Genomic DNA, 25,892 nt, shown 5'->3' with positions numbered 1-25,892 from the left:
TTGCTGGAGGTAATGGAATATGAGCGCCGGTCGATTCCCAGACAGGACCGAGGGTGCGCAGGGGGAGGCGCGTGGCGGCGTCAGCCTGGTTGGCGCCGGGCCCGGTGACCCCGAGCTGCTGACCCTCAAGGCGCTCAGACGCCTCGAGGCGGCGGAGGTGATCCTCCACGATCGCCTGGTGAGCCGCGAGGTGCTGGCCCTGGCCAATCCGGCGGCGCAGCGCCTCTACGTGGGCAAGGCCCGCTCCGACCACAGCCTGCCCCAGGAGGAGATCAACCAGGCGCTGGTGGACTGGGCGCGGGCGGGCCGGCGCGTGGTGCGCCTCAAGGGCGGCGATCCCTTCATCTTCGGGCGTGGCGGCGAGGAGCTCGAGGCCCTGGCGGAGGCCGGCGTCGACTTCGAGGTGATCCCCGGCATCACCGCCGCCTCGGGCTGCGCCGCCTATGCGGGCATCCCGCTCACCCACCGTGACCACGCCCAGTCGGTGCACTTCATCACCGGCCACCTCAAGGACGGCAGCGCCGACCTGGACTGGCCGGCGCTGGCCCGCCCGGGCCAGACCCTGGTGTTCTACATGGGCCTGCACGGCCTGCCGGAGATCTGCCGGCAACTGGTCGCCCATGGCCTGCCCGGCGAGACGCCGGTGGCGCTGATCGAGCAGGGCTCCACGGCCCGCCAGCGGGTGCATCGCGCCAGCCTGGCGACCCTGCCGGCGGGCCTCGCCGAGGCGGCCCTGCATCCTCCCACCCTGACCATCGTGGGCGGCGTGGTGGCGCTGCACGATCGCCTGGCCTGGTTCGAGGCGGCGCGGGCCGGCGCCGCCGGCTGGGAGACCGCTGAGCGCCGCACCCGCTAGTCGGCGGCGGGTGCCGCGGCACTGTCGGCGTCCCCGGGGTCGCGGCGAAACTCGCGTTGCCAGCGCGCCAGCAGGGCGCGTCGCTTGAGCCGGTCCAGGGCGGCGAGCAGGCCCGGCCCCAGGCCGGGCGGCCGAAGCGCGTCACCGAGGCGCCCGCGCAGCTCAGCGGCGGTGCCCGGTCCGTCCAGCCCCGGATGGATGGCTCCCAGCGAGGTGCGCTCGGCCAGGGTGCGCTGTCCCTCCACGCTCAACAGGTAGTCCACGAACAGGGTGGCGGTATCCGGGTGCGGGGCCCGGCGGGGCACGAAGGCCAGGCGCTGGGTGACCAGGGCGTAGTCGTCGGGGATCACCAACTCGAGCTGCGGGTTTGCCTCGACGATGGGAGCGGCATAGCTGCCCAGCAGGTTGTAGCCGATCAGGAAGCGGCCCTCGACCAGGCCGTCGAGCATCGCCCCGGTGGTCTCCACCAGCTCGGCCTCGGCGGCGCCCAGCGCGGCCACCAGGTCCCAGTAGCGCGGCGACAGTCGCGACTCCTCCATGGCATAGCCGTAGCCCGCGCCGCTGCGCACCGGGTCATAGCTGGCCACGCGCCCCGCCAGCGCCTGGCGATGGCCGTTCAGCAGTGCCAGCAGCTCGGCGTGGTTGCGTGGCGGCTCGGCGAGTTCGGCCAGGTCGCGGTGGACCACCATGACGATGGGTTCGAAGGTGAAGGCGACCAGCTCGTCGCGCCAGCGTGCCCAGGCGGGCCAGGCGTCGAGGATGGGGCCGCCCAGCGGACGGGCGTGCCCCTCGTTGGCCAGGGCGAACTGCCAGGGCATGGCCGAGGAGATCATCACGTCGGCCTCGTCGGGCCGCTCTAGGAAGCGCTCGTGCAGGGCCAGGGTGGTGAGGTTGCGGTAGGTCAGGTCGATCTGCGGGTGGCGGCGGTGAAAGTCCTCCAGCAGCGGGCGCGCCTGGGGCAGGTCCAGGGCGGCGTGGATCACCAGGGGGCGCATCGGACCGGCCGAGGCCTCGGCCGGCAGGTGCAGCGTCTCCTCGGCGTAAACCGCGAAGGGCAGCAGGCAGAGCGTGGCGAGGGACGCCAGGCGGGCGAGACGGCGCAGGGTCATGGGGAGGCCTCCGGGAAGCGCAGTTCCACCCGCAACCCGCGGCCCTGCTCGCCCTCGCCGAGGGTCAGGCGGGCGCCGTGGTTGCGGGCGATGCCGTCGACGATGGCCAGTCCCAGGCCCGAGCCCTCGCCGTCGTCGCGGCCGCGGTGGAAGGGCCGCAGCACCAGCAGGCGACGCTCGCGCGGGATTCCCGGACCATCGTCTTCCACGACCAGCCGGGGCGGCGCACGCCGGGTGGCCAGGGTGATGTGGCGGGCGCCGTAGCGCCGCGCATTGTCCACCAGGTTGCCCAGCGCCTCGGCGAGCTGCCAGTCGGTGCCGGCCACGCTCACCTCGCCCTCGGCGCAGTCGGCGCCCAGGTCGACCCCGGCCTGGTGGCAGGTCACCCAGTGGTCGCGCACCGTCTGGCGCACGCAGGCGTTGAGGTCGAGCGGCCGGTGTTCGGGCCGGTACTCGGGATTGTCGAGGCGGGTCAGGGAGAGCAGCTGCATGGCCAGGCGGGTGGTGCGCTCGCTGGTGGCATGGATCGTCTCCAGGGCCGCGCGCCACTCATCGGGCGACTGGCGGCGCAGGGCCAGCTCGGCCCGGGCGGAGATGCCCGCCAGGGGGGTGCGCAGCTGGTGGGAGGCGTCGCCGATGAAGCGCTCCTGGTTGGCGCGCACCCGGCGCATGCGCGCCAGCAGCTCGTTGAGTGCCTCGCGCAGCTCGGCGAGCTCCCGGGGCAGGGCCAGGTCGAGGGAGGCCAGGGTGCGTGGGTCCCGGGCGCGGATGGCGTGACGCAGGCGGGTCAGGGGCACCAGCGCCACGCGCACCGCCAGCAGCAGGGTCACCACCGCCAGGGCGCCCATGCCCAGGATGCCGGCCAGGTTGCCGCGCAGCAGCTCGATCCTCAGGGCGTCGCGCCCCTCGCGGGTATGGGCGACCCGCACCTCGAAGCGCTCGCGGCTGCGCCAGTCCTCGAGCCGCGAGCGGCGTACGCCCTGTCGCAGCGGCATGCCGTGCCACTCGATGTCGCCGTAGAGGAGGGTGTCGCCACTCGCCGCGTCGTCACCGGGATGGGCGGGCAGCCGGGCATTGCCGGTGATGTAGTGGCCCTGCTGGTCCACCAGGGTGTAGAAGACGCGCTCCTGGGCATCGCTGGCCAGCATTTCCAGGGCGGCGGGGGGCAGGTCGAGCCACAGCCGCTCGTCCTGCCACTGCACCTGCTCGGCGATCGCCAGGGTGGCAGCGTCGAGCAGGCGGTCGTAGGCGCGGTCGGCGGTATCGCGGGCCTCGAACCAGGCCTGCAGCAGCAGCAGGGCGCCCAGCGCCAGCAGCGGCAGGGCCAGCCAGGCGAGCAGGCGTCCGTAGAGGCTGCCGGCCAGCGTCACGACTCGGCTTCCAGCAGGTACCCCAGGCCGCGCACCGTCCTCAGCGCCAGTTGGCCTGCGGGCAGGCGCTTGCGCAGGCGATGCACATAGACCTCGATGGCGTTGTCGCCCATCGGCTCGCCGCCGAAGGCCTCCTCGGCGAGCCGCGCCTTCTCCACCGGCTGCCCGGCGTGGCGCAGCAGGCAGGCCAGCAAGCGCTGCTCGCGCGGCGGCAGGGGGAAGGGCTCGCCGTCCAGGGTGAAGCTCAGGGTGGCGGCGTCCAGGCCGAGCGGTCCCAGGGCGAGCTGGGTGGCGCGGGCGTGGCGACGCAGCAGGGCACGCACCCTGGCCTCCAACTCGTCCAGGGCGAACGGCTTGGCGAGGTAGTCGTCGGCGCCCAGGTCGAGGCCGCGCACGCGGTCCTCGACGGCGCCGCGGGCGGTCAGTACCAGCACCGGCGTCTCGCGGTCGTGACCGCGCAGCGCCGCGAGCACCTCGAGGCCGCCGCGCCCCGGCAGGTTGAGGTCCAGCAGCAGCAGGTCGACGCCGTGGCCGGGCCGCGACAGCCGGGCCAGGGCCTCGCCGCCATCGGCCAGGTGCTCGACCTCCTGGTCGCCGCCGCTCAGCAGCCCCAGCAGGGAGCCGGCCAGCAGCGGATCGTCCTCCACCAGCAATAGCCTCATGGGGTCACCTCCGGGATGGGGGTGTCGCGGCGCTGTGCCTCGAGCCGGGCGCTGGCCTCGGCCAGGGCCAGGGTCGCGTCGGCGGCCACCAGGCGGCCCTCGGGGCCCGACACGGCCAGCCAGCGTAGCGGTGCCCCCGGCGTGGTGGGCAGTGGGTGGGCGACCATGCGGCCGCCGGCGAGCGCAGGACAGGGCGTGTCGTCGGTGGCCGGCGACCAGGCCATGCCGGGGCGCAGGTCATGGCGCAGCGTGGCGGCCGGCAGGGCCACCAGCCGGCACTCGATGCCCTCGCGGGTCTGCTCGAGCAGGGAAGCCGTCTCGTCGAGCCGTGCGGCCAGATCGTCGAGCAGCGGCTGGACCCGCGTCGCGAGCAGGCGGTGGGGGTCCTGCCGACGGGCCAGGCGCCGGGGGCTTTCGCCCAGGTGCCAGAGGCCCGCCTTGTCGCGCCTGACATAGTCGAAGCGCGCCAGCGAGCCCAGCAGGCGCAGCAGGGTGCTCTTGTAGAAACCAGTGGCCTGGGCCAACTCGGCGAGGCTGAAGGCCTGCTGGTCGGAGTCGAAGGCCTCCAGCACGGTCAACGCCCGTTCCACGGCTTCCACGCGATCTTGAGCCATACTGACAAGACTCCTTCCGGGTGTGGCATCCCGGTATGAAACTTTGGTCGTAATTTGCCGGATCGTCGTTGACTCGAACGACGCCGCCCCCTAACTTTCCATCCTGAAGAACGTTGTTCTGCCTTACAGAATTGTAAGGAAGTCGACAACGCCTGGCAAGGCCGATTCGCCTTGCCGATCTCCCACAGCGCAAGAGGACAGAACAATGTCGATGAAAACGCCGCTCAAGCTGTTTGCCGTTACCGTCTTCGCCGTGGGCGCCGGTGGCGCCCAGGCCTTCGAGCCCGAGGGCAAGGTGGAGTGCCTGGCACCCGCCGACCCGGGCGGCGGCTGGGACTTCACCTGCCGCAGTGTCGGCAAGGTGATGGAGGACCTGGATATCGTCCCGCGCAGCGTCCAGACCATCAACATGGCCGGTGCCGGCGGCGGTGTGGCCTTCGGTCATACCGTCAGCAAGCGTGCCGGCGACGAGCAGTTGCTGGTGGCGGCCTCCACCGCCACCACCACGCGACTGGCCCAGGGGCAGTTCCCGAACATGAACGCCGACATGGTCAACTGGATCGGGGCCCTGGGTGCCGACTACGGCATCATCGCCGTGTCGGTGGATTCCGAGTACGAAGATCTCAATGAGCTGATGGATGCCCTCAAGGAAGACCCACGCAGCGTCAAGTTCGCCGGGGGCAGCGCCAAGGGCGGCTGGGATCACCTCAAGGTGCTGATCGCCGCCCAGGCCGCCGATGTCGAGAACCTGCCGAGGGTGCCTTACCTGTCGTACAACAACGGCGGCGAGGCCCTGACCCAGGTGATCGGGGGTCACGTGGACGCCTTCACCGGCGACATCACCGAGGCCCAGGGCTTCATGGAATCCGGCGACCTGCGCGTCCTGGCCGTGCTCTCAGAGGAGCGCCTGCCCGGCGAGTTCTCGGAGATCCCCACCGCCATGGAGCAGGGTATCGATGCCCTCGGCCCCAACTGGCGCGGCTTCTACATGCCGGCCGACATCTCCGACGAGGCCAAAGGGTACTGGGTCGACGCCATGGACACCATCTACGAAAGCGAGGAGTGGCAGAGCGTCATGACCCAGAACGGCCTGATGCCGTTCCACATGAGCGCCGGTGAGTTCGAGACCTTCGTCAAGGACCAGATCGCCGAGATCGAAACCCTCTCCAAGGACATCGGGCTGATTCAGTAATGACCTTCAACGACCGCATCTTCGGGGTCCTGATGATTGTCCTGGCCGTCGCGTACGGCTGGGGCACCACCCAGTTCCCCGAGCCGTTCGGGGGGACCGAAGCCGTCGGTCCCGAGACCTTTCCACGCCTGCTGGCCGTCGTGCTGGCACTCTCCAGCCTCTACATGGTCGTGCGGCCGGATCCGGATAACGCCTGGCCGTGGAGCCGCACCGGTGTCGAGCTGATCATCGCCGTGGTGGTGCTGATCCTCTACGCCATGCTGCTGCAGCCGCTGGGCTTCATCATCAGCACCACCCTGGCGGTGGGCACCCTGTGCTGGCGCATGGGCTCCGCCCCGGTGCGAGCCTTCGCCACCGGCGCGGCGTCGGGTGTGGTGGTCTTCCTGCTGTTCAACTTCGCCCTCGACCTGGCGCTGCCGCTGGGCCTGCTCTCGTTCCTGGAGGTGAGCTGATGGAGACCCTTGGCTTCCTGATCGACGGCTTCGGCGTCGCCCTGGCCCCGCACAACCTGATGTTCGCGCTGCTGGGGGCCTTCCTCGGCACCCTGATCGGCGCCCTGCCGGGACTCGGCCCGGCCAATGGCGTGGCCATCCTGATCCCGCTGGCCTTCACCCTGGGGCTGCGCCCCGAGACCGCGATGATCATGCTCACCGCGGTCTATGCCGGCGCCATGTACGGCGGGCGCATCTCGTCGATCCTGCTCAACATTCCTGGCGACGAGCCGGCGATGATGACCTGCCTCGACGGCTATCCCATGGCCCAGCAGGGCAAGGCCTCCGAGGCCCTGGCGATCTCCGCCGTGGCCTCCTTCATCGGCAGCCTGATCGCCACCATCGGGTTGATCCTGCTGGCACCCTTGCTCGCCGACTTCGCCCTGACCTTCGGCCCGGCGGAGTACTTCGCGCTCTTCCTGCTGGCCTTCGCCACCCTCGGCGGGATCACCGGCAAGAACCCCATGAAGACCGTGGTGGCCGCCGCCATCGGGTTGATGATCGCCACCGTGGGCATCGACAACACCGGCGTGCAGCGCTACACCTTCGGCACCCTGGAGCTCTACGAGGGCGTGGACTTCATCATCGCCATCGTCGGGCTGTTCGCCATCTCCGAGCTGCTGTTCTTCATCGAGGAGAAGGCCGGCGGCGGCAAGGCGAAGATGGCCGTCAACAAGCTCACGCTGAAATGGAAGGACATCCGCTTCATTCTGCCCTCCAGCTTCCGGGGCGGCATCCTCGGCTTCATTGCGGGGGTGCTCCCTGGTGCAGGCGCTTCCTTGGGCAGCTTTATCGGCTATACCCTCGAGAAGAAGATCGTGGGCAAGAAGGGCTACTTCGGCCAGGGCGACCCGCGCGGCGTGGCCGGCCCCGAGGCCGGCAACAACGGCGCCTCCAGCGGGGCGCTGGTGCCCATGCTGACCCTCGGCGTGCCGGGCAGCGGCACCACGGCGGTGCTGCTGGCGCTGCTGATCTCGCTGAACATCACCCCCGGGCCGCTGATGTTCACCCAGAACGCCGACATCGTCTGGGGCGTGATCGCCGCACTGCTGATCGGCAACTTCCTGCTGCTGGTGCTGAACATCCCGCTGGTGGGCATCTTCGTCAAGCTGCTGTCGGTGCCGCCGATGTTCCTGCTGCCGGTGGTGACCATGATCGCCTTCGTGGGCATCTACTCGATCAGCAACACCACCTTCGACCTCTACTTCATGGTGGCCTTCGGCGTGGCCGGGTACATCTTCCGCAAGTTGGAGATCCCCCTGGTGCCGATCATCCTCGGTCTGCTGCTGGGCCCGGAGATGGAGAAGAACCTGCGCCACGCCATGGACATTTCCGACGGTGACTGGACCATCCTGTGGGACAGCGGCCTGGCCATCGGCCTGTGGGTGTTCGCCGGACTGGGTCTGATCCTGCCCTATATCGTGGGGCCGATCCTGCGCCGACGCATGCAGACCGCCGCCGGTGGCCCCGAAGGCGACTGAGAGTGCTCCCTCTACAGTGACTTGTCGATTCCGGCAAGCATACAGAGCTCAACCAACGATTCGGGGTGTCAACTTGTTCGACACCCCTTTTTTTACGCCAGCCATGACTCGCCGTGCTCGATGGGCGGGTGGAAGCTCGATGCAATTCAGCAGACTTACATAACGACAGCTGAAGGCATCCCTGTTGACGACCTTGTCATTAGCCGTAGATCGAAGAGGAGGGCTCCAGGAAAGCCGATAGAAATAGCGGTTTTGTCTTTCCTGTCGGTTGCTTGACTCTTTCACCGGATAACAGCGGTCTATTGGAGGAAATAGTATGCAGCTTACCGGAATGCTACACGGGGCAAGACTCCTCACTCATGTCGGGTTTCCGACCTCGGAGGTGCTTGGTCCCGATGCGACTGAGGATCAGATTCAGGATTTGATCTCTCGCCATGGTCTGATCTTCATAAAGCCGCTGTTCCGCGGTGGGATAGGCAAGAAGGGCAAGGCGGGGCTTATCGGCAAGGCGAGCGATCTGCGTACCGCCCTGGCCGAGAAGGAGCGGCTCTATTTCGCCGAGCATCGTCACGGCAATGCCTACGCCAAGGCGAACGGGGTGACATTCGAGGCCGGCGTGCCGGCCGAGCACGAGGTCTATTTTGCCATCTCCGACGACAGCCGCTTCCGGGCGCCGACCATGACGCTGACCCACCGCGGCGGTATCGATATCGAGGAGCTGGACAAGTCCGAGATCGCCACCGTGCCGTTCGAGGCGCTGACGGGCCTCAAGGCCTTCGTGGTGGCCAATGCGCTGAGCGACATCGGTGCGCCCAAGGAGATCATCTCACCGCTGGTGCAGCACCTGCCCAAGCTCTGGGAGTTGATGCATCACTATGGCATGACCACCCTGGAACTGAACCCCATCCGCATGCGCCCCGGGCGCGACGGCCGGCTGATGCCGATCGCCTGCGACTTCAAGTGTGGCTTCGATCGCGATGATCCCCGGGTGGGACGGTTGGGCCTGCCCGAACAGCTCTTCGCCGCCGACGTCTCGGCCTTCGAGCAGGAAGTGAATCGGCTGCGTACCCACCAGGGCCAGTCGGATGTCTTCGTGATCAACGACAATGGCACCATTCTGGCACCAACCTTCGGCGGTGGTGCCAATAGCCTGGTGACCGAGGTGCTGGGGGACGCCGCGATCATCTCCTCGGATTTCGGCGGCAATCCCCCCTATGAAAAGATGAAGTCGGTCGCCGCGATCTGCTACCGGCATTTCCTGGCCCAGACCAATGTGCTGTTCATCATCGGGGGGAAGTCGAACAACACGGATATCCTCGAGACCTTCCGGGGCATGGGCGACGCGCTGCGCGAATATTTTGCGGAAGTTGGCCCGACTCCCCTCTATGTCGTCGTGGGGCGCGGGGGGCCGAACCTGGTACGTGGCATGGGCAACCTCGGCGATACGCTGGACAGCCTCGGCGTGCCCTACCGCTTCTTCGGCTTCGACAGCGCTATCTCCGAAGTGGTGAGCTACGCGAAGAATCTCGATCAGTGGATGCGTGACGGAGGCCGTGCCGAGATCGCCCGGCATCTCGGCATCAAGACACCGGCTTAAGGGGAGAAGCATCATGTATCTTCAGGGTATTGCGGACTTTCCATACTATCTCGGCATTCGCTCGCTGGCCGATGTGGCGAGACGCGAGGATCGCGTCTGTGTTCTCAACATCATGGGTGGCGAGTCACGCACGGTGACCCCGGTGAGTCATGCCTATTCGGGGGGCAACGTGGTCTTCGGTACCTCGCCGGGGCGTGCCGGACAGAAGCTCAAGACGCCCGCGGGCGACATTCCGGTCTTCAATAATGTGCGCGAGGGTCTGGATGCGGGACACACCTTCAATGTAGGCGTTATCTACCTCCCGCCCCCCAGCGTACGCGATGGGGTGGCGGAACTCATTCGTGTCAACGACGATCTGGAAAAGATCGTCATCATTACCGAAAAGATTGCCGTGCACGATGCGCGCGAGATCCGCGCCATGGGGCAGGCCAATGGCGTCGACATCATCGGTGGCAATTGCCTCGGTGTGGCCGACAGCTGGAACCAGGTCCGCATTGGCGGTGCGCTCGGCGGCGACAGTCCCGAGGAGTCCCTGCGCAAGGGCTCGGTCGCGATCTTCTCGAATTCGGGGGGCTTCACCACCACCATCGCGCAGTACCTCGCGACCGAAGGCTGGGGCACCACAACGCTCGTCTCGAGCGGAAAGGATGTCTATATCCATTACAACGCACGTGATTTCTCCCATGCGCTGGTGAACGACGACCGCTCGAAAGCCGCGGTGCTCTATGTCGAACCTGGCGGCTATCACGAGCACGGCGTCGATTTCGGCAAGCCGACGGTTGCCTGTGTCGTCGGCCGCTGGAAGTCGAAGCTCAGCCGTGCCGTCGGCCATGCCGGTGCGATGGCCGGCTCGGGCGACCGGGCGGAAGACAAGGAGGGCTGGTTGATGGAGGCCTTTGGGGTTGACGGCCTCTACACGCCCGACAGCCCGGTGGTCTCGGCCAAGGGCGCGGTGGTGACCAATATCGCCGACATTCCCATGGCACTGACCGCGGTGATGAAGCTGAATGGCGTTTCGCCCGATTTCGCCTCGACGGGCAGCCTCGCGCTCAAGCCCTGGATCGCCAACGACCAGGGCCTGGCGCTGCCATCCGAACTCGCCATGCCCCCGGTGACGCCGAGAGAGCCCTATGCGACCCAGCTCGCCGTGCTCAAGCGCCAGGTTGGCGCGGTGATCGCCCGCCAGACCATGAAGGACAAATCCGGTGCTTCGGTGATGGACCCCACCACCCAGGTGACCAGCGTGCACGGCTTTTCAGTGCTCGACCTGGCGCTCGATCCGCTGGAGGCCAACTTCGCACTGCCTCTCGTCCACGAGATCGCCGGCGAGAACGACCGTGCCATGCTTGACGTGGCCGTGGCGGCGGAGGTGAACCTGGTCGGTGACCCGATCCTCGTGGCTGCCGACGCCGCGCGGGACGCGGGCAATGCGCCCAACTCCATCATGGCGGCGGCCGCCGCGATCGTCGGGCCGAAGCGGGTCGAACGCGCGTTGGCCTGCACCAGCGCGCTGATCGACCTCTTTGCGCATTCCGGCCTGCGCGACGGTCGTAGCGAGGAGTTCGACATCTCGGCGATCACCATGGACGCTGCTACTCGCGAGCTCTTTCTCGCTTCCGAGGACGAGGCCGACGACCCCCGCCCCGAGGCGATGCTCGCCGCCGTCAAGGCGCGCGGTGGCAAGTCGGTCTTCCTCAGATACCTCGCCACCCTGAACGGCCGCCTCTCCCGGGATGCCATCCTCGCCGCGATCAGTCTGACCATCGCCTGGGCTCCCCTCATGCGTAAACGCATCTCGCGCCTGACCGCGGAGACGTTGCCCTGGTATTTACGCCTCTACGGCGTGATGGTCGGCGCGACGATCCCGGGTTCCCACCACCAGCCCGGTTCGCTGTGTGGCATTCCGCGCGACGAGCGCTTTGGCCAGTGGACCATGGCGGACCTCTGCTTCCTCGCCATGACCGGCAAGAAGCCGACCCGCGACGAGGCGTTGCCGCTCCAGATCCTCGTCGGCCTGCTGATCTCCAACGGCCCAGGCTCGATCTCGGCCCAGGGCGCCAAGGGGGCGGTTGCGGCCGACGGACCGCAGACCCCGAAACGCGTGCAGATCAACAAGGCCATGGTCGGATTTCTCACCCATACCGGCTACAGCCACGGCGGCAACGGCTTCGAGGGGATGGCCTTCCTGCTTGACCAGTTCAAGGACAAGGGGCTCATCGACCCCACCGACCCGAACCACGGCATCGACCTCAAGGCCATGGCCACCGACTTCGCCCGCGCCTATAAGCGTGAGAAGGCCGAGGCCAAGGAGAGCGGGACCGAGGTCCGCGCCTTGCCCGGCGTCCACCACCCGATCTTCAAGGGCAAGCCGGTCAACTACGATCCACGCGAGCGCTTCATCGCGGAGTTCATGGCGGAGCGCGGCGACTACAACATCTTCCATGCCTTCTACCGCGAACTGGTGCAGGCGCTGTATGACGTGGGCGCCAGCCGCTACGTCTTCTGCGTCAACGTCGACGCAGTGATCGCGGCGCTGCTGCTTGCGCTGCTGTGGAAGGATTACCAGTCTGGCGAGCTGACCGAGCGGGACCTCGAGACGGCAGCCTTCAGCGTCTTCCTCTACGGCCGCATGATCGGCTCCGCGGCCGAGATCGATGACCACCTGAACCGGGGGCGCAACATGGACACCCGCACGCCCGCTTCGGCGTGCTTCCATGTTGTCTGAGCAAGCCTGACTGGCGCTGCTGCCACCTCGCCAGTCTGCTGGCATGCATCAGGAATGAGTTGGATACGTGGGAGAGGGGGCGTCGACCGAGTCGGCGCCCCCTTTAGTCATCCGAGCACCGCTGCGGTGCGCTGCGCCATGGGGGCGTGTCACCGAGGGGCAGGACGGTAGCCCTGTTGCACCATGCCGATGCATTGGTCGTTGGTGCCGGGGCGTGGAGAGAATGGATTCCTCATTGAAATTCTTGAATAAAATAAAGAAGTTCACGGTATGGGCATGACCCTTGCGTTGGGTGAGTTGCATCCATGACAACAATCCCATCGCAAGGAGATCACCATGACCCCATGTCGTCCCGCCATGCGTCCCCACTGGCTCGCCGCCCCGCTGCTGAGCCTGGCCGTCGCCACCCCCGCCCTGGCCCAGGAAGACCCCATCAAGGTCGGCATCCTGCACTCGCTGTCCGGCACCATGGCGATCAGCGAGACGGTGCTCAAGGACACCGTGGAGATGCTCATCGAGCAGCAGAACGAGCAGGGCGGCCTGCTGGGTCGCGAGCTGGAGGCGGTGGTGGTCGACCCCGCCTCCGACTGGCCGCTGTTCGCCGAGAAGGCGCGCGAGCTGCTCGCCCAGGAGGAGGTCGACGTCATCTTCGGCAACTGGACCTCGGTGTCGCGCAAGTCGGTGCTGCCGGTGGTCGAGGAGCTCAACGGCCTGCTCTTCTACCCGGTGCAGTACGAGGGCGAGGAGTCCTCCGAGAACGTTTTCTATACCGGCGCCGCCCCCAACCAGCAGGCGATTCCCGCCGTCGACTACCTGATGAACAACGTCGGCGTGGAGCGTTGGGTGCTGGCCGGCACCGACTATGTCTATCCGCGTACCACCAACAAGATCCTCGAGGCCTACTTGAAGTCGCACGGGGTCGGTGACGACGACATCATGGTCAACTACACCCCCTTCGGCCACTCCGACTGGCAGAACATCGTCTCCGAGATCAAGGCGTTCGGCAGCCAGGGCAAGAAGACCGCGGTGGTTTCCACCATCAACGGCGATGCCAACGTGCCCTTCTACCGGGAGCTCGGCAACCAGGGCATCGATGCCGCCGACATCCCGGTGGTGGCCTTCTCGGTGGGCGAGCAGGAACTCACCGGCATCGATACCGCGCCCCTGGTGGGCCACTTGGCGGCCTGGAACTACTTCATGAGCGTCGACACCGACGCCAACTACGACTTCATCGACGCCTGGATCGAACACACCGGCGATGAGATGGCGGTCACCAACGATCCCATGGAGGCCCACTACATCGGCTTCAACATGTGGACCGAGGCGGTGCGCAAGGCCGGCACCACCGACGTGGATGCGGTCAAGGACGCCATCATCGGCGTCTCGGTGCCCAATCTCTCCGGCGGCCATGCGGCCATGATGCCCAACCACCACATCACCAAGCCGGTGCTGATCGGCGAGATCCAGGACAACGGCCAGTTCTCCATCGTCTGGGAGACGCCCTCCACCGTGGCCGGCGATGCCTGGTCCGACTACCTGGAAGGCTCCAGGGACCTGATCAGCGACTGGCGAGCGCCCATGGAGTGCGGCAACTACAACGTGGTGCGCGGCAGCTGCGGCGGCAACCAGGCCGAAGAGGTGGCCGCAGAATAAGCCCCGCCGATGTCCCAGCGGGCCGGCGCTCGCCAGGGCTATCGCTATTGCCCAAAGCGAGGGGCGCCGGGGACAAGCCGAAGAGGAGGTCCTACGCCAGGGATGGCGTCGGTAGCGCCCAGGGATGGGTTCACAGCGCCTCCTCGCAGGCTTGTCGACGGAACAGCCCCGAGCGATACCGCTGACTTCGATAGCCCTGGCACGCGCCGGCCCGGTGGGCCCCGTGACACGCCATCTCCCCATTGCCTACAGGACACGCCCATGAGGATGCTCCCACGCTTCCTGTCGGGCCTGCTGTGCCTCTGCCTGCTGCTCGGTCTGCCGCTGGCCGCCCAGGCGCAGGACGATCCCGGCCAGGCCCTGCTGGACCCCCTCGATACCGCCTCCTACGCCGACAAGGGCGAGGCCATCGAGGCCATCATCGCCAGCGGCGACGCGCGCAGCCGCCGCTGGCTCGAGGCGCTGCTCGGCGGCAAGCTGCAGCGTCACAAGGACACCGGCCGCTTCGTCGTGGTCGTCGAGAACCGCGGCCGCAGCTGGCCGGTAGTCGATGCGTTGAGCTTCGAGGACGCCGGCGAGATGTCGCGCCGCGAGCTGGACCGCATCGGCATCAACAACGCCCTGCGCGGTCAGCTGCAGGGGGCGCTGGCGGTGCTCGACCTGCACGCCGACGAGGTTCGCGAGCGCCGCGAGGCGGCCAGAGCGCTGCTCGGCGACGTCGATGCCAGCCTGGCCGAGCCGCTCCGGGCGGTCATCGACGGCGAGGAGGACGCCGAGGTGCGTCGCCTGCTCGAGCAGGCGCTGGCCATCCACCGCCTGGAGGAGGGCGAGGCCGAGGCGGTGGACGCCCTGGCCGGCAGCCTCAACTCCCGGGTGCGCTCGGCGCTGAATGCCGCCAGCCGCAGCGAGGATCCCGAGCTGGCCGCCGCCGCGACCTCGGCGCTGGCCGACATCGAGCAGAAGATGAAGCTCAACCGCGGCCTGGAGACGTTGTACTTCGGCCTTTCGCTGGGTTCGGTGCTGGTGCTGGCGGCCATCGGCCTGGCGATCACCTTCGGCGTCATGGGGGTCATCAACATGGCCCACGGCGAGCTGATCATGCTTGGCGCCTACACCACCTGGGCCATGCAGCAGCTGCTGCCCGGCCAGCCCGGCCTGGCGCTGCTGCTGGCGATCCCCGCCGGCTTCCTGGTGGCGGCGCTGGCTGGGGTGGCCATCGAGCGTGGCGTCATCCAGTTCCTCAAGGGGCGCCCGCTCGAGACCCTGCTGGCCACCTTCGGCGTCAGCCTGATTCTGCAGCAGCTGGTGCGCACGGTCATCTCCCCGCAGAACCGCACCGTGGTCTCGCCGGAGTGGATGAGTGGCTCGCTGATGCTCAACGAGGGTCTCTCGCTGACCCTCAACCGCCTCTACGTGCTGGGCTTCGCCCTGGTGGTGTTCGCCGGCCTGATGCTGGTGATGCGCCGCACCCGGCTGGGCCTGGAGGTGCGGGCGGTGACCCAGAACCGCGCCATGGCACGCGCCATGGGCATCCGTGCCACCCGGGTCGACATCCTGACCTTCGCCCTGGGCGCCGGGGTGGCGGGACTGGCCGGCGTGGCGCTCTCCCAGCTCACCAACGTGGGGCCCAACCTGGGCCAGAGCTACATCATCGACTCCTTCATGGTGGTGGTGTTCGGCGGCGTGGGTAACCTCTGGGGCACCCTGGTGGCGGGCCTGTCGCTGGGCGTCATCAACCAGGTCCTCGAGCCCTGGGCCGGTGCGGTGCTGGCCAAGATCGTGGTGCTCGTGTTCATCATCCTGTTCATCCAGAAGCGCCCCCGCGGACTCTTCCCGCAGAAGGGCCGGGCGGCGGAGGGCTAGACCATCATGTGGCTGACACGACCTTTCTCCGAACGCTCGACCCGGCTCTTCCTGGGTATCCTGCTGGCCGCCCTGGCGCTGGTCACCCTGCTCAACCTGGCCGTGCCGGCGGGCCATCCGCTGCACGTTTCCACCTATACGGTGACCCTGCTCGGCAAGTACCTGAGCTATGCGCTGCTGGCGGTGGCCGTCGACCTGGTGTGGGGCTACCTGGGCATCCTCAGCCTGGGGCATGGCGCCTTCTTCGCCCTGGGCGGCTATGCCATGGGCATGTACCTGATGCGCCAGATCGGCGATCGCGGCGTCTACGGCGACCCGGTGCTACCGGACTTTATGGTGTTCCTGGACTGGGACAGCCTGCCCTGGTACTGGCTGGGTTTCGACATGCCGTGGTTCGCCTTCCCGATGGTGTTGCTGGCGCCGGGCCTGCTGGCCCTGGTGTTCGGCTTCCTGGCGTTTCGTTCGCGGGTCACCGGGGTCTATCTGTCGATCATCACCCAGGCCATGACCTTCGCCCTGATGCTGGCCTTCTTCCGCAACGAGATGGGCTTCGGTGGCAACAACGGCCTCACCGACTTCCGCGAGCTGCTGGGCTTCGACCTGAGAAGCGATGCCACCCGGCTGGGGCTGTTCCTCGCCACCGGCATCGCCCTGGCGCTGGGCTATGTGCTGTGCCGGGCGATCGTCGCCAGCAAGCTGGGCCGGGTCAGCGTGGCCTGTCGCGACGCCGAGGCGCGCACCCGCTTCCTGGGTTACCGGGTCGAGCGCTTCCAGCTGTTCGTCTTCGTGGTCTCGGCGATGCTCGCCGGGGTGGCCGGCGCCCTCTACGTGCCCCAGGTGGGCATCATCAACCCCAGCGAGTTCTCGCCGATCTTCTCCATCGAAGTGGTGCTGTGGGTGGCCCTGGGTGGCCGCGCGACCCTCTACGGCGCGGTGATCGGCGCGCTGCTGGTCAACTACGCCAAGACGGTGTTCACCGGGGTGATGCCCGATGCCTGGCTGTTCGCCCTGGGCGGCATGTTCGTGCTGGTCACCGTCTTCCTGCCCAGGGGCATCGCCGGCCTGCTGGGCCAGCGCCCCAGGCGCCGCGCGAGCCACGCCCAGACATCCCAACCGACCGCGGGGGAGAGCGCCGCATGAGCATCCTGAGATCCCTGGCCGACCGGGAACGCGTCTTCGATTTCCTGGTCCCGGCGCAGTCCCCGGTGGACGTGCGCCACGGCCCCATCCTCTACCTGGAGGACGTCAGCGTCAGCTTCGACGGCTTCAAGGCCATCGATGCCCTCGACCTGACCATCGACGACGGCGAGCTGCGCTGCATCATCGGCCCCAACGGCGCCGGCAAGACCACCATGATGGACATCATCACCGGCAAGACCCGGCCCGACAGCGGCTCGGTGTGGTTCGGCAGCCGCCACGACCTGCTGACGCTGAACGAGCCGGAGATCGCCAGCCTCGGCATCGGCCGCAAGTTCCAGAAGCCCACGGTCTTCGAGGCGCTGACGGTGTTCGAGAACCTGGAGCTGGCCATGGCCGCCGACAAGCGGGTCCTGCCCACGCTGACCGCGCGCCTGACCGGCGAGGGGCGCGACCGCATCGAGGAAGTGCTCGCGACCATCGGCCTCGTCGAGTTGCGCCATGGTCCGGCGGGCATCCTCTCCCACGGCCAGAAGCAGTGGCTGGAGATCGGCATGCTGCTGATGCAGCGGCCGCGGCTGCTGCTGGTGGACGAACCGGTGGCCGGCATGACCGAGCAGGAGATGGAGCGCACCGCCGAGCTGCTTACCGGCCTGGCCGGCAAGGGCAAGCAGTCGGTGGTGGTCGTCGAGCATGACATGGGCTTCGTGCGCTCCATCGCCCGCACCGTGACGGTGCTTCACCAGGGCAGCGTGCTGGCCGAGGGCAGCATGGACCGGGTGTCCAATGATCCGAAGGTGATCGAGGTCTACCTGGGTGCCGAGGAGGAGGCCGCCTGATGCTGAGCGTCGACAAGCTGAACCAGTACTACGGCGAGAGCCATACCCTCTGGGACCTGGACCTGGAGGTGCCGACGGGGCAGTGCACCTGCGTGATGGGCCGTAACGGGGTGGGCAAGACCACCCTGATGAAGGCGGTCATGGGCGAGGTGGCGGTGGCCTCCGGGGGCATCCACTACGCCGACGACGTGGAACTGACCCGTCGGCGGGTGGAGGAGCGCTCGCGGCTGGGCATCGGCTATGTGCCCCAGGGCCGGCAGATCTTCCCGCTGCTCACGGTGGAGGAGAACCTGCGCACCGGCCTGGCCGCTCGCGGCGATGGCCGGCGTACCATTCCCGAGCGCGTCTATGAGCTGTTTCCGGTGCTCGAGGAGATGCGTCACCGGCGCGGCGGCGACCTCTCCGGCGGTCAGCAGCAGCAGCTGGCCATCGGTCGCGCCCTGGTGCTGGAGCCGCGCCTGCTGATCCTCGACGAGCCGGGGGAGGGCATCCAGCCCAATATCGTCACCCAGATCGGCGAGGTGATCCGCCGGCTGATCGCCGAGGACGGCCTGACCGTGCTGCTGGTGGAGCAGAAGCTGCCCTTCGCCCGCCGCTACGCCGACCGCTTCGCGATCCTGGATCGCGGCCGGCCGGTGGCCAAGGGCGAGATCGGCGAACTCTCCGACGAACTGATCAAGGAGCACCTGACGGTGTAGGCTCCGCCCGCGCCCAGCGCCCAGCGCCCAGCGCCCAGCGCCCAGCGCCCATCGCCCGCTTCGGTCTCGGCCGGAGCGGGCGCCTTGCCTTTTATCGGTGCATTCCGTCCTGGGGTGCCCAGAAATGGTGCGGCGGAGCAGTGCCTCGAGAGCGGGATTGGTGCATTCAGGGCATCGAATGCCGGATTGTGTACAAAATAATCCATTGATTTAAAGATATTTCTTTCTTTTTTCACCAAGTTGGTACGTGGCTTGCTGAGGGAGAGGCAATAGCCACCGGACGCACAGGACCCTTGTCATGACGGCCATCCCGCGCGCCATCCCTTCCCATCTCGAGTCGGGCCACCGTTTCGATGCCGGCCGCCACTGGGCGGCGTCGCTGGATCTCGGCTTCTCGGTCCGGGAGGGCGTGACCCGTCTGTCCCGGGCGCGTCACCAGGGCCCATTGCGGGTCCAGCGGCCCTTCTATCCGGAGGGACGCGATGCGGAAGGCCGCTCCGGCGCCTGCCATGTCTACCTGCTGCATCCGCCCGGCGGCCTGGTCAGCGGCGATGCCCTGGCCATCTCGGCCCGGGTCGAGGCGGGCGCCCAGGCGCTGCTGACCACGCCGGCCGCCAACAAGCTCTACCGTGCCGACAGCCATGGCGTGGCCTGGCGGCAGGACACCCACCTCGAGGTCGCCGATGGCGGCCTGCTGGAGTGGCTGCCCCAGGAAACCATCGCCTTCGATGGCTCGCGGGGCGAGCAGGCCACCACCATCGAACTCACCGGCAACGCCCGCTGCCTGGGCTGGGAGGTATTGGCCCTGGGGCGGCCGGCGAGCCGCTTGCCCTATGTCAGCGGACGCATCGACCAGCGCTTCCGCCTGACCCGCGATGGCCGGCCGCTATGGCTGGAGCGACAGCCGCTGGACCCGACCCACCCGCGCTTCCTCGGGCGCTGGGGGCAGGGCGGCGCCAGCGTCCAGGCGACCCTCTGGGCGGTGGGCCTGGCCGACGGGCGCGAGGCCATCGAGGCGCTGCGCGAGGCCCTGCCGGCCTCGCCTCGCTGGGCGGTCACGCTGCGCCACGGCGTCTTGCTGCTGCGCTACCTGGGTAACGAACGTAACGAGGCCTGGGCGCTGTGCGAGGCGGCCTGGACGGTATTGCGGCCACGGCTGGTGGGTCGCGAGGCGCAGGCGCCGCGGATCTGGCGAACATGACCAGGCAGGACGCTTGAACAGAACACCGTAGGAGGCCGGCTCCGCCGGGCGACTGGCGCCGTCAGGCGCCTTGGCAGCGTGACCTACGCCCGGCAAATGCCGCCAGGTGCCTGGCGGCACCAGTCGCGATGCAAAGCATCCCTCCTACGCGACATTCATCCGACATCGCGAGGGCACCATGGAACTGACCCCCAGAGACAAGGACAAGCTGCTGCTGTTCTCGGCGGCGCAGCTGGCCGAGCGCCGCCGGGCGCGCGGGCTGAAGCTCAACTATCCCGAGGCGGTGGCGCTGATCAGCTTCGAGATCCTGGAGGGCGCCCGGGACGGCAGGAGCGTCGCCGAGCTGATGAGCGTCGGTCGCGAGATCCTGACCCGTGATGACGTCATGGAAGGCGTGGCCGAGATGGTCGACGAGGTGCAGGTGGAGGCCACCTTCCCCGACGGCACCAAGCTGGTGACCGTCCACGACCCCATCGTCTAGGAGCCCCCTTATGATTCCCGGTGAATATCAGCTTCAGGACGGCGAGATCGCGCTCTGCGAAGGGCGGCAGCGGATCACCGTCGAGGTCGCCAACACCGGCGACCGGCCGATCCAGGTCGGTTCCCACTACCATTTCGCCGAGGCCAACCCGGCGCTGGTCTTCGATCGTGAGAAGGCACGCGGCCACCGGCTGGACGTGGCCGCCGGCACGGCGATCCGCTTCGAGCCGGGCCAGACCCGCGAGGTGACGCTGATTCCCTTCGTCGGCCGTCGCCATATCTACGGCTTCCGCGGCGAGGTGATGGGCGCGCTGGATGGCAACACAGGAGGCAAGCCATGAAGATCACTCGCCAGGCCTATGCCGATATGTACGGCCCCACCGTGGGTGACCGGGTCCGCCTCGGCGACACCGAGCTATGGATCGAGGTGGAGCGCGATGCCACCCACTACGGCGACGAGGTGAAGTTCGGCGGCGGCAAGGTGATCCGCGACGGCATGGGGCAGAGCCAGCGTCATGACGACGGCGTGATGGACACCGTGATCACCAACGCCCTGATCCTCGATTGGTGGGGCATCGTCAAGGCCGATGTGGGGCTCAAGGCCGGGCGCATCAAGGCCATCGGCAAGGCCGGCAATCCGGATACCCAGCCGGACGTGGAGATCGTCGTAGGTCCGGGCACCGAGGTGATCGCCGGCGAGGGCAAGATCCTCACGGCGGGCGCGCTCGACGCCCATATCCACTTCATCTGTCCGCAACTGGTGGAGGAGGCGCTGATGAGCGGCATCACCACCATGCTGGGCGGCGGCACCGGGCCGGCCACGGGGTCAAATGCCACCACCTGCACGCCGGGGGAGTGGCACCTCGGCAAGATGCTCCAGGCGGTGGACGACCTGCCCATGAACATCGGCCTGCTGGGCAAGGGCAACGCCAGCCTACCCGAGGCGCTGGAGGCCCAGCTCGAGGCCGGGGCCATGGGCCTCAAGCTCCACGAGGACTGGGGCACCACCCCGGCATCCATCGATAACTGCCTCTCGGTGGCCGAGCGCTACGACGTCCAGATCGCCATCCATACCGACACCCTCAACGAATCGGGCTTCGTCGAGGATACCCTGGCGGCGTTCAAGGAGCGCTGCATCCATACCTACCACACCGAGGGCGCCGGGGGCGGCCACGCACCGGACATCCTTACCGCCTGCGCCAAGGAGTACGTGCTGCCGTCCTCCACCAACCCGACGCGGCCCTATACGGTCAACACCATCGACGAGCACCTCGACATGCTGATGGTGTGCCACCACCTCGACCCGAACATCCCCGAGGACGTGGCCTTCGCCGACTCGCGGATCCGCCGCGAGACCATCGCCGCCGAGGATATCCTCCAGGACCTGGGGGTGATCTCGATGATCGCTTCCGACTCCCAGGCCATGGGGCGGGTCGGCGAGGTGGTGTGCCGCACCTGGCAGACCGCCCACAAGATGAAGGTGCAGCGCGGCCTGCTGCCGGAAGACGCGGCGCTGGGTGCCGACAATTTCCGCGCCAGGCGCTATATCGCCAAGTACACCATCAACCCGGCCATCACCCATGGGATCAGTCACGAGGTGGGCTCGGTGGAGGTCGGCAAGCTGGCCGACCTGGTGCTCTGGGACCCGGCCTTCTTCGGCGTCAAGCCGGCGCTGATCCTCAAGGCGGGGATGATCGCCGCGGCGCCCATGGGCGACCCCAACGCCTCCATCCCCACGCCCCAGCCGGTGCACTACCGCTATATGTTTGGCGCCTTCGGTCGTGCGGCCAGCCAGACCCGGCTGACCTTCGTCAGCCAGGCGGCCCTGGACGCCGGCATCAAGGAACGGCTGGGCCTGGCGAGCGAGCTTTCCGCCTGTCGCAACGTGCGCGGCGTGCGCAAGGCCGACATGAAGCTCAACGACGCCTGCCCCGACCTGAAGGTCGACCCCCAGACCTACGAGGTGCGGGCCGACGGCGAGTTGCTGACCTGCGAGCCGGCCACCGAGCTGCCGCTCGCCCAGCGTTATCACCTTTTCTAGGAGCCCATATGTTGAGACTGACCGAACGGCTGGGGCCCATCGCGGCGGATCGGGCCAGCGATACCCTGACGCTGCCCTATGAGCGGCGCATGCTGGGCCGCCTCAAGGCGACGAGCGATGCCGGACGCGAGCTCGGCCTGTTCCTGGACCGCGGCCCGGTGCTGCGCGACGGTGAGGGCCTGGGTGCCGCGAGCGGCGAGGTGGTGATCGTCAGGGCGGCCGTCGAGCCGGTGGTCACCGCACGGGTCGTCGCCGGGCTGCCACTGGCGCGGCTCGCCTACCACCTGGGCAACCGCCATGTGCAACTGGCGCTGGGCGAGGACGCGCGCGGCGGCTTCGTGCGCTTCCCGCCGGACCATGTGTTGGAGGAGCTGGCCGAACGGCTGGGGGCGAGCCTCGAACGTGTCGATGCCCCCTTCGACCCGGAGCCGGGCGCCTATCGGCAACCGGGCGGGCACTCTCATTCACACGGCCATGATCACGAACCAGGACATCACCATGCCCACTGAATTGGTCGACCTGCCGAGTGGGGGGCAGGGCGACGATCTGGCACTGCTGGGCCTGCTGCAGCTGGTCAGCCCGGCGTTGCCGATCGGCGCCTTCGCCTTCTCCCAGGGGCTGGAGAGCGCCTTCGAGCTGGGCTGGGTGAGCGACGAGGCGAGCCTCGGTGACTGGCTCGCCGGCGTGCTCGACGATGGCCTGACCCGCTGCGAGCTGCCGGCGCTGGCGCGCCTGTACGCCGCCTGGGCCGAGGGCGATGACGAGGCGCTGGCCGAGTGGGACGCCTGGCTCGCCGCCAACCGCGAGACCGCCGAGCTCGTCGCCGAGGATGCCCGACTGGGCAGCAGCCTGGCACGGCTGCTGGCGAGCCTCGACTTGCTGCCGGAGAGCCCTTCGCGGGAGGCGCCGGCGCTGCCTGCGGGCGCCGGCTATGTGACCGTCTTCGCCTGGGCCGCCCGGTGCCGCGGGGTGCCGGTGCGCCAGGCGCTGCTCGGCTTCGCCTGGGCCTGGCTGGAGAACCAGCTGACGGTGGCCTGCAAGGCGCTGCCGCTGGGCCATACCGCCGCCCAGCGCCTGGTGGAGCGGCTGCGACCGGCGCTGGTGGCCGCGGTGGATGAGGCGCTCTCGCTGCCCGACGACGAGCTCGGCCCGGCACTGCCCGGCCTGGCGCTGGCCAGCGCCCTGCACGAGACCCAGTATTCGCGGCTGTTCAGAAGTTAGCGCCGAACGTCAAGACAGGACGGCAGGGCGATCACTGGCGAATCCACCTCGCGCGGCCGGAGGGCCAGGGTTTCGGCCGCGTGGCGTGGTGAGGCCAGTGGGTCGCCCGTGCCGGAAAGGCAAACGATTGAAGCATGCATGAGGAGAGAAAAAGATGACACATTGCCTGCGCGTAGGCGTCGGCGGCCCGGTGGGTTCCGGCAAGACGGCACTGCTCAAGCAGCTCTGCCTGGCGCTGCGCGACCACTACGATATCGCCGTGGTCACCAACGATATCTATACCCGCGAGGATGCCGACTTCCTGCTCAAGCACGAGGCGCTACCGGCGGATCGCATCCTCGGCGTGGAGACCGGTGGCTGTCCGCACACCGCCATCCGCGAGGACGCCTCCATGAACCTCGCCGCCATCGACGACCTCCAGGCGCGCCATCCCGACCTGGAACTGGTGCTGGTGGAGTCCGGCGGCGACAACCTCTCGGCCACCTTCAGTCCGGAACTCTCCGACCTCACCCTCTACGTGATCGACGTCTCCGCCGGCGACAAGATCCCGCGCAAGGGCGGCCCCGGCATCACCAAGTCGGACCTGCTGATCATCAACAAGATCGACATCGCCGAACAGGTTCATGCCTCGCTCGAGGTGATGGAGCGCGATGCGAAGACGATGCGCGGCGAGCGTCCCTTCGTGTTCACCAATCTCTACGACGGTGTCGGCCTCGAGGAGATCATCCGCTTCATCCTCGACCGCGGCATGCTGCCGGAGCGCCGGCCCCAGGTCGCCACCACACCCGCCTGATCCCTTTCTGCAACGATGCCCCCAAGACCAGGAGATTCACGATGACCCTCAGGCTTTCTCCCTTCGCTCGTTCCCTCTCCCTGGGTGCTGTGGCCCTGGGGCCGGTCAGCACCGTCCTGGCCCACCCTGGGCATGGCGCCCCAGGGGTCCATGCCCATACCGGCAGCCCCTCGATGCTGGCCGTACTGGCGATCGGCATCCTGGGCGTGGCAGCCATAGCGGCCATGGCCAGGCTCGTCCTGCGTCGTCGCCGGTTGGCACGCCGTCGCTGAAGTCGAGCGATAGCGTCATGCAGCGCGCCCGGCTACGGCCGGGCGCGCTGCGTTCCGGTCGGGTCCCGGGTTATGCTGGCGACGGAGGTCGCCGGCGGGTGCCGGCAGGCAAGGGGCAGGGAGGCAGGCGACATGGCCGAGACGGGGAGGCGACGGATGTGGCCCTGGATATTGGGGGCGGTGCTGCTGGCTTGGGTGGCCATGGGAACCTGGCAGCGCATGAAGCCGCTGCCCGAGGGGCTCGGCCGGGCCGGGCCGGAGCGGCCCGCCGCCGAAGTGCGCTTCCTGGCCGACAGGACCTGGTACGACGCCGCGGGCCGGCGCCACCAGCAGCAGTGGATCTTCGACGAGGTGCTGGCGCTGATCGGCCAGGCCCGCCGCCTGGTGGTGGTCGACATGTTCCTGTTCAACGCCTTCGCCGGCAACGCCGACGGCGAGGACTTCCGGCCGCTCTCCCGCGAGCTGAGCGAGGCGCTGATCGCGGCCCGTCGGCGCCACCCGGGGCTCCGGGCGGTGGTGATCACCGATCCGCTCAATACCCTCTACGGTGGCCTCGAGCTCGAGCATCTCGAGCGGCTGCGCGAGGCCGGCGTACGGGTGGTGGAGACCGACCTGACCCGGCTGCGCGCTTCCAACCCGCTGTGGTCCGGCGCCTGGCACCTGGGGCCGCGCTGGTTCGACAACAGCGCCGGGGCCGGCTGGCTACCCAATGCCCTGGGGCCGGGGCGGGTCACCCTGCGCAGCTACCTGACGCTGCTCAACTTCAACGCCAACCACCGCAAGACCCTGGTGGTCGACCGGGGCGACGACTGGGCGGGCCTGGTGACCTCGGCGAATCCCCACGACGCCAGCAGCCGCCACGGCAACGTGGCGCTGGTGTTCCAGGGGCCGGCGGCCCTGGACCTGCTCGACTCCGAACGGCCGGTGGCGGCCTGGTCCGGCGTCACCCTGCCCGGGCCGTCGGCTCCCGCGGCGGCGGGCGACCTCGCCGGCCCCCGGGTGCAGCTGCTCACCGAGGGCGCGATCCGCGACGCCCTGCTGGCCGCCATCGCCGCCAGTCGCCCCGGCGACCGCCTCGACCTGGCGGTCTTCTACCTGGCCCATCGCGGGGTGATCGAGGCGCTCAAGGCCGCCCGGGCCCGTGGCGCCGAGGTCCGTGCACTGCTCGATCCCAACCGCGACGCCTTCGGCCTGGAGAAGGGCGGCATCCCCAACCGCCCGGTGGCCCGTGAGCTGGCGGCGGCGGGTATCGAGGTGCGCTGGTGCGCCACCCGTGGGGAACAGTGCCACAGCAAGCTGCTGCTGCGTCGCCCCGCCGACGGGGGCGAGGCGGAGCTGATCCTCGGCTCGGCCAACTTCACCCGACGCAACCTCGACGACCTCAACCTCGAGACCAGCGTGCGCCTGGCCGGCCCGACGGACATGCCGGCGTTGATCGACGCCGCGGCCTTCTTCGAGGAGCGCTGGGTCGACACCCCCTCGCGCCATACCAGCGAGCCCTTCGCCGCCCACGACGACGCCACCGCCTGGCAGAGCTGGCGCTACCGGCTCATGGAGGCAACGGGACTTTCTACCTTCTGACGGTTGAAGACGCTCG

At 68.4% G+C, this 25,892-nt stretch carries 24 protein-coding genes; 20 read left to right on the top strand and 4 right to left on the bottom strand.

The features are described from left to right. The first annotated feature begins 19 nt into the window (after window positions 1–19). Entirely contained in the window at window positions 20–856 is an 837-nt protein-coding gene (cobA, locus tag QWY80_RS12535; RefSeq protein WP_290231959.1) for a uroporphyrinogen-III C-methyltransferase, read from the top strand. Here the strand turns inward: cobA and QWY80_RS12530 are convergent. From QWY80_RS12530 to QWY80_RS12515, 4 genes are read right to left on the bottom strand one after another with little or no spacing between them, the layout of a single operon-like run. After that, the gene (locus QWY80_RS12530; protein WP_290231957.1) at window positions 853–1,965 is read right to left on the bottom strand and encodes an ABC transporter substrate-binding protein; all 1,113 of its coding nucleotides are present in this window, start codon (window positions 1,963–1,965) and stop codon (window positions 853–855) included. The two genes, cobA and QWY80_RS12530, sit on opposite strands and share 4 nt — an antisense overlap. After that, on the bottom strand, window positions 1,962–3,335 hold the full coding sequence (locus tag QWY80_RS12525) for a sensor histidine kinase (protein WP_290231955.1): 1,374 nt from the start codon (window positions 3,333–3,335) through the stop codon (window positions 1,962–1,964). The genes QWY80_RS12530 and QWY80_RS12525 overlap by 4 nt, the downstream gene beginning before the upstream one ends. Then, entirely contained in the window at window positions 3,332–3,997 is a 666-nt protein-coding gene (locus QWY80_RS12520; protein WP_290231954.1) for a response regulator transcription factor, read from the bottom strand. Before QWY80_RS12520 ends, QWY80_RS12525 begins: the two co-directional genes overlap by 4 nt. Then, window positions 3,994–4,611, bottom strand: coding sequence for a helix-turn-helix domain-containing protein (locus tag QWY80_RS12515; protein ID WP_290231952.1), 618 nt, complete (start codon window positions 4,609–4,611; stop codon window positions 3,994–3,996). The genes QWY80_RS12520 and QWY80_RS12515 overlap by 4 nt, the downstream gene beginning before the upstream one ends. A gap of 205 nt (window positions 4,612–4,816) precedes the next feature. Here QWY80_RS12515 and QWY80_RS12510 point away from each other — a divergent pair, with 205 nt between their 5' ends. The 19 genes from QWY80_RS12510 (at window position 4,817) to QWY80_RS12420 (ending at window position 25,876) form a co-directional block, all read left to right on the top strand. Next, entirely contained in the window at window positions 4,817–5,803 is a 987-nt protein-coding gene (locus QWY80_RS12510; protein WP_290231950.1) for a Bug family tripartite tricarboxylate transporter substrate binding protein, read from the top strand. Beyond that, window positions 5,803–6,255, top strand: a complete 453-nt coding sequence (locus tag QWY80_RS12505) for a tripartite tricarboxylate transporter TctB family protein (RefSeq protein ID WP_290231949.1) — start codon at window positions 5,803–5,805, stop codon at window positions 6,253–6,255. The genes QWY80_RS12510 and QWY80_RS12505 overlap by 1 nt, the downstream gene beginning before the upstream one ends. Then, the gene (locus tag QWY80_RS12500; protein WP_290231948.1) at window positions 6,255–7,775 is read left to right on the top strand and encodes a tripartite tricarboxylate transporter permease; all 1,521 of its coding nucleotides are present in this window, start codon (window positions 6,255–6,257) and stop codon (window positions 7,773–7,775) included. The genes QWY80_RS12505 and QWY80_RS12500 overlap by 1 nt, the downstream gene beginning before the upstream one ends. Before the next feature lie 316 nt (window positions 7,776–8,091). After that, window positions 8,092–9,372, top strand: coding sequence for an ATP citrate lyase citrate-binding domain-containing protein (locus QWY80_RS12495; protein ID WP_290231947.1), 1,281 nt, complete (start codon window positions 8,092–8,094; stop codon window positions 9,370–9,372). A gap of 13 nt (window positions 9,373–9,385) precedes the next feature. After that, window positions 9,386–12,097 (top strand): hypothetical protein, encoded by a 2,712-nt coding sequence (locus QWY80_RS12490; protein WP_290231945.1) that lies wholly within the window; start codon window positions 9,386–9,388, stop codon window positions 12,095–12,097. A gap of 357 nt (window positions 12,098–12,454) precedes the next feature. Continuing rightward, window positions 12,455–13,750, top strand: a complete 1,296-nt coding sequence (gene urtA, locus QWY80_RS12485; RefSeq protein WP_435389372.1) for an urea ABC transporter substrate-binding protein — start codon at window positions 12,455–12,457, stop codon at window positions 13,748–13,750. Window positions 13,751–14,011: 261 nt separating this feature from the next. After that, window positions 14,012–15,613 (top strand): urea ABC transporter permease subunit UrtB, encoded by a 1,602-nt coding sequence (gene urtB / locus QWY80_RS12480; RefSeq protein ID WP_290231941.1) that lies wholly within the window; start codon window positions 14,012–14,014, stop codon window positions 15,611–15,613. A gap of 6 nt (window positions 15,614–15,619) precedes the next feature. Then, window positions 15,620–16,753 carry an urea ABC transporter permease subunit UrtC gene (urtC, locus tag QWY80_RS12475; protein ID WP_290231939.1) on the top strand — a complete coding sequence of 378 codons (1,134 nt, stop codon included), beginning with the start codon at window positions 15,620–15,622 and terminating at the stop codon, window positions 16,751–16,753. Continuing rightward, on the top strand, window positions 16,750–17,589 hold the full coding sequence (gene urtD / locus QWY80_RS12470) for an urea ABC transporter ATP-binding protein UrtD (protein ID WP_290231936.1): 840 nt from the start codon (window positions 16,750–16,752) through the stop codon (window positions 17,587–17,589). Before urtC ends, urtD begins: the two co-directional genes overlap by 4 nt. Next, entirely contained in the window at window positions 17,589–18,287 is a 699-nt protein-coding gene (gene urtE, locus QWY80_RS12465) for an urea ABC transporter ATP-binding subunit UrtE (protein ID WP_290231934.1), read from the top strand. The genes urtD and urtE overlap by 1 nt, the downstream gene beginning before the upstream one ends. Window positions 18,288–18,585: 298 nt before the next feature. After that, window positions 18,586–19,488, top strand: coding sequence for an urease accessory protein UreD (locus QWY80_RS12460; RefSeq protein WP_290231931.1), 903 nt, complete (start codon window positions 18,586–18,588; stop codon window positions 19,486–19,488). 178 nt (window positions 19,489–19,666) lie between these two features. Beyond that, window positions 19,667–19,969, top strand: a complete 303-nt coding sequence (locus QWY80_RS12455; protein ID WP_290231929.1) for an urease subunit gamma — start codon at window positions 19,667–19,669, stop codon at window positions 19,967–19,969. A gap of 10 nt (window positions 19,970–19,979) precedes the next feature. Then, window positions 19,980–20,309, top strand: coding sequence for an urease subunit beta (locus tag QWY80_RS12450; RefSeq protein ID WP_290231927.1), 330 nt, complete (start codon window positions 19,980–19,982; stop codon window positions 20,307–20,309). Further along, window positions 20,306–22,009: an urease subunit alpha gene (gene ureC, locus QWY80_RS12445; protein ID WP_290231924.1), complete on the top strand. Its 1,704-nt coding sequence runs from the start codon at window positions 20,306–20,308 to the stop codon at window positions 22,007–22,009. The genes QWY80_RS12450 and ureC overlap by 4 nt, the downstream gene beginning before the upstream one ends. Window positions 22,010–22,017: 8 nt before the next feature. Further along, on the top strand, window positions 22,018–22,518 hold the full coding sequence (ureE, locus tag QWY80_RS12440) for an urease accessory protein UreE (protein WP_290231922.1): 501 nt from the start codon (window positions 22,018–22,020) through the stop codon (window positions 22,516–22,518). Continuing rightward, the gene (locus tag QWY80_RS12435; protein WP_290231920.1) at window positions 22,508–23,230 is read left to right on the top strand and encodes an urease accessory protein UreF; all 723 of its coding nucleotides are present in this window, start codon (window positions 22,508–22,510) and stop codon (window positions 23,228–23,230) included. The genes ureE and QWY80_RS12435 overlap by 11 nt, the downstream gene beginning before the upstream one ends. Window positions 23,231–23,384: 154 nt before the next feature. Further along, on the top strand, window positions 23,385–24,023 hold the full coding sequence (ureG, locus tag QWY80_RS12430) for an urease accessory protein UreG (protein WP_290231918.1): 639 nt from the start codon (window positions 23,385–23,387) through the stop codon (window positions 24,021–24,023). A 41-nt stretch (window positions 24,024–24,064) separates the two neighbouring features. After that, window positions 24,065–24,295 (top strand): hypothetical protein, encoded by a 231-nt coding sequence (locus QWY80_RS12425; protein ID WP_290231916.1) that lies wholly within the window; start codon window positions 24,065–24,067, stop codon window positions 24,293–24,295. A 156-nt stretch (window positions 24,296–24,451) separates the two neighbouring features. Continuing rightward, window positions 24,452–25,876: a phospholipase D family protein gene (locus tag QWY80_RS12420; RefSeq protein ID WP_290231915.1), complete on the top strand. Its 1,425-nt coding sequence runs from the start codon at window positions 24,452–24,454 to the stop codon at window positions 25,874–25,876. Window positions 25,877–25,892 lie beyond the last annotated feature (16 nt).

Origin of the sequence: Halomonas ramblicola (assembly GCF_030409215.1) — a bacterium.
GTDB classification, from domain to species: Bacteria; Pseudomonadota; Gammaproteobacteria; order Pseudomonadales; family Halomonadaceae; genus Halomonas; species Halomonas ramblicola.
Note: the sequence above shows the minus strand (reverse complement) of the source record. Positions and strands in the feature narration are given on the sequence as shown.

Excerpts from the sequence above, each read along its gene's own strand:
- cobA (WP_290231959.1), top strand. The coding sequence starts at position 20 with ATGAGCGCCGGTCGATTCCCAGACAGGACCGAGGGTGCGCAGGGGGAG.
- QWY80_RS12530 (WP_290231957.1), bottom strand. The coding sequence starts at position 1,965 with ATGACCCTGCGCCGTCTCGCCCGCCTGGCGTCCCTCGCCACGCTCTGC.
- QWY80_RS12520 (WP_290231954.1), bottom strand. The coding sequence starts at position 3,997 with ATGAGGCTATTGCTGGTGGAGGACGATCCGCTGCTGGCCGGCTCCCTG.
- QWY80_RS12515 (WP_290231952.1), bottom strand. The coding sequence starts at position 4,611 with ATGGCTCAAGATCGCGTGGAAGCCGTGGAACGGGCGTTGACCGTGCTG.
- QWY80_RS12510 (WP_290231950.1), top strand. The coding sequence starts at position 4,817 with ATGTCGATGAAAACGCCGCTCAAGCTGTTTGCCGTTACCGTCTTCGCC.
- QWY80_RS12505 (WP_290231949.1), top strand. The coding sequence starts at position 5,803 with ATGACCTTCAACGACCGCATCTTCGGGGTCCTGATGATTGTCCTGGCC.
- QWY80_RS12500 (WP_290231948.1), top strand. The coding sequence starts at position 6,255 with ATGGAGACCCTTGGCTTCCTGATCGACGGCTTCGGCGTCGCCCTGGCC.
- QWY80_RS12495 (WP_290231947.1), top strand. The coding sequence starts at position 8,092 with ATGCAGCTTACCGGAATGCTACACGGGGCAAGACTCCTCACTCATGTC.
- QWY80_RS12490 (WP_290231945.1), top strand. The coding sequence starts at position 9,386 with ATGTATCTTCAGGGTATTGCGGACTTTCCATACTATCTCGGCATTCGC.
- urtA (WP_435389372.1), top strand. The coding sequence starts at position 12,455 with ATGCGTCCCCACTGGCTCGCCGCCCCGCTGCTGAGCCTGGCCGTCGCC.
- urtB (WP_290231941.1), top strand. The coding sequence starts at position 14,012 with ATGAGGATGCTCCCACGCTTCCTGTCGGGCCTGCTGTGCCTCTGCCTG.
- urtC (WP_290231939.1), top strand. The coding sequence starts at position 15,620 with ATGTGGCTGACACGACCTTTCTCCGAACGCTCGACCCGGCTCTTCCTG.
- urtD (WP_290231936.1), top strand. The coding sequence starts at position 16,750 with ATGAGCATCCTGAGATCCCTGGCCGACCGGGAACGCGTCTTCGATTTC.
- urtE (WP_290231934.1), top strand. The coding sequence starts at position 17,589 with ATGCTGAGCGTCGACAAGCTGAACCAGTACTACGGCGAGAGCCATACC.
- QWY80_RS12460 (WP_290231931.1), top strand. The coding sequence starts at position 18,586 with ATGACGGCCATCCCGCGCGCCATCCCTTCCCATCTCGAGTCGGGCCAC.
- QWY80_RS12455 (WP_290231929.1), top strand. The coding sequence starts at position 19,667 with ATGGAACTGACCCCCAGAGACAAGGACAAGCTGCTGCTGTTCTCGGCG.
- QWY80_RS12450 (WP_290231927.1), top strand. The coding sequence starts at position 19,980 with ATGATTCCCGGTGAATATCAGCTTCAGGACGGCGAGATCGCGCTCTGC.
- ureC (WP_290231924.1), top strand. The coding sequence starts at position 20,306 with ATGAAGATCACTCGCCAGGCCTATGCCGATATGTACGGCCCCACCGTG.
- ureE (WP_290231922.1), top strand. The coding sequence starts at position 22,018 with ATGTTGAGACTGACCGAACGGCTGGGGCCCATCGCGGCGGATCGGGCC.
- QWY80_RS12435 (WP_290231920.1), top strand. The coding sequence starts at position 22,508 with ATGCCCACTGAATTGGTCGACCTGCCGAGTGGGGGGCAGGGCGACGAT.
- ureG (WP_290231918.1), top strand. The coding sequence starts at position 23,385 with ATGACACATTGCCTGCGCGTAGGCGTCGGCGGCCCGGTGGGTTCCGGC.
- QWY80_RS12425 (WP_290231916.1), top strand. The coding sequence starts at position 24,065 with ATGACCCTCAGGCTTTCTCCCTTCGCTCGTTCCCTCTCCCTGGGTGCT.
- QWY80_RS12420 (WP_290231915.1), top strand. The coding sequence starts at position 24,452 with ATGTGGCCCTGGATATTGGGGGCGGTGCTGCTGGCTTGGGTGGCCATG.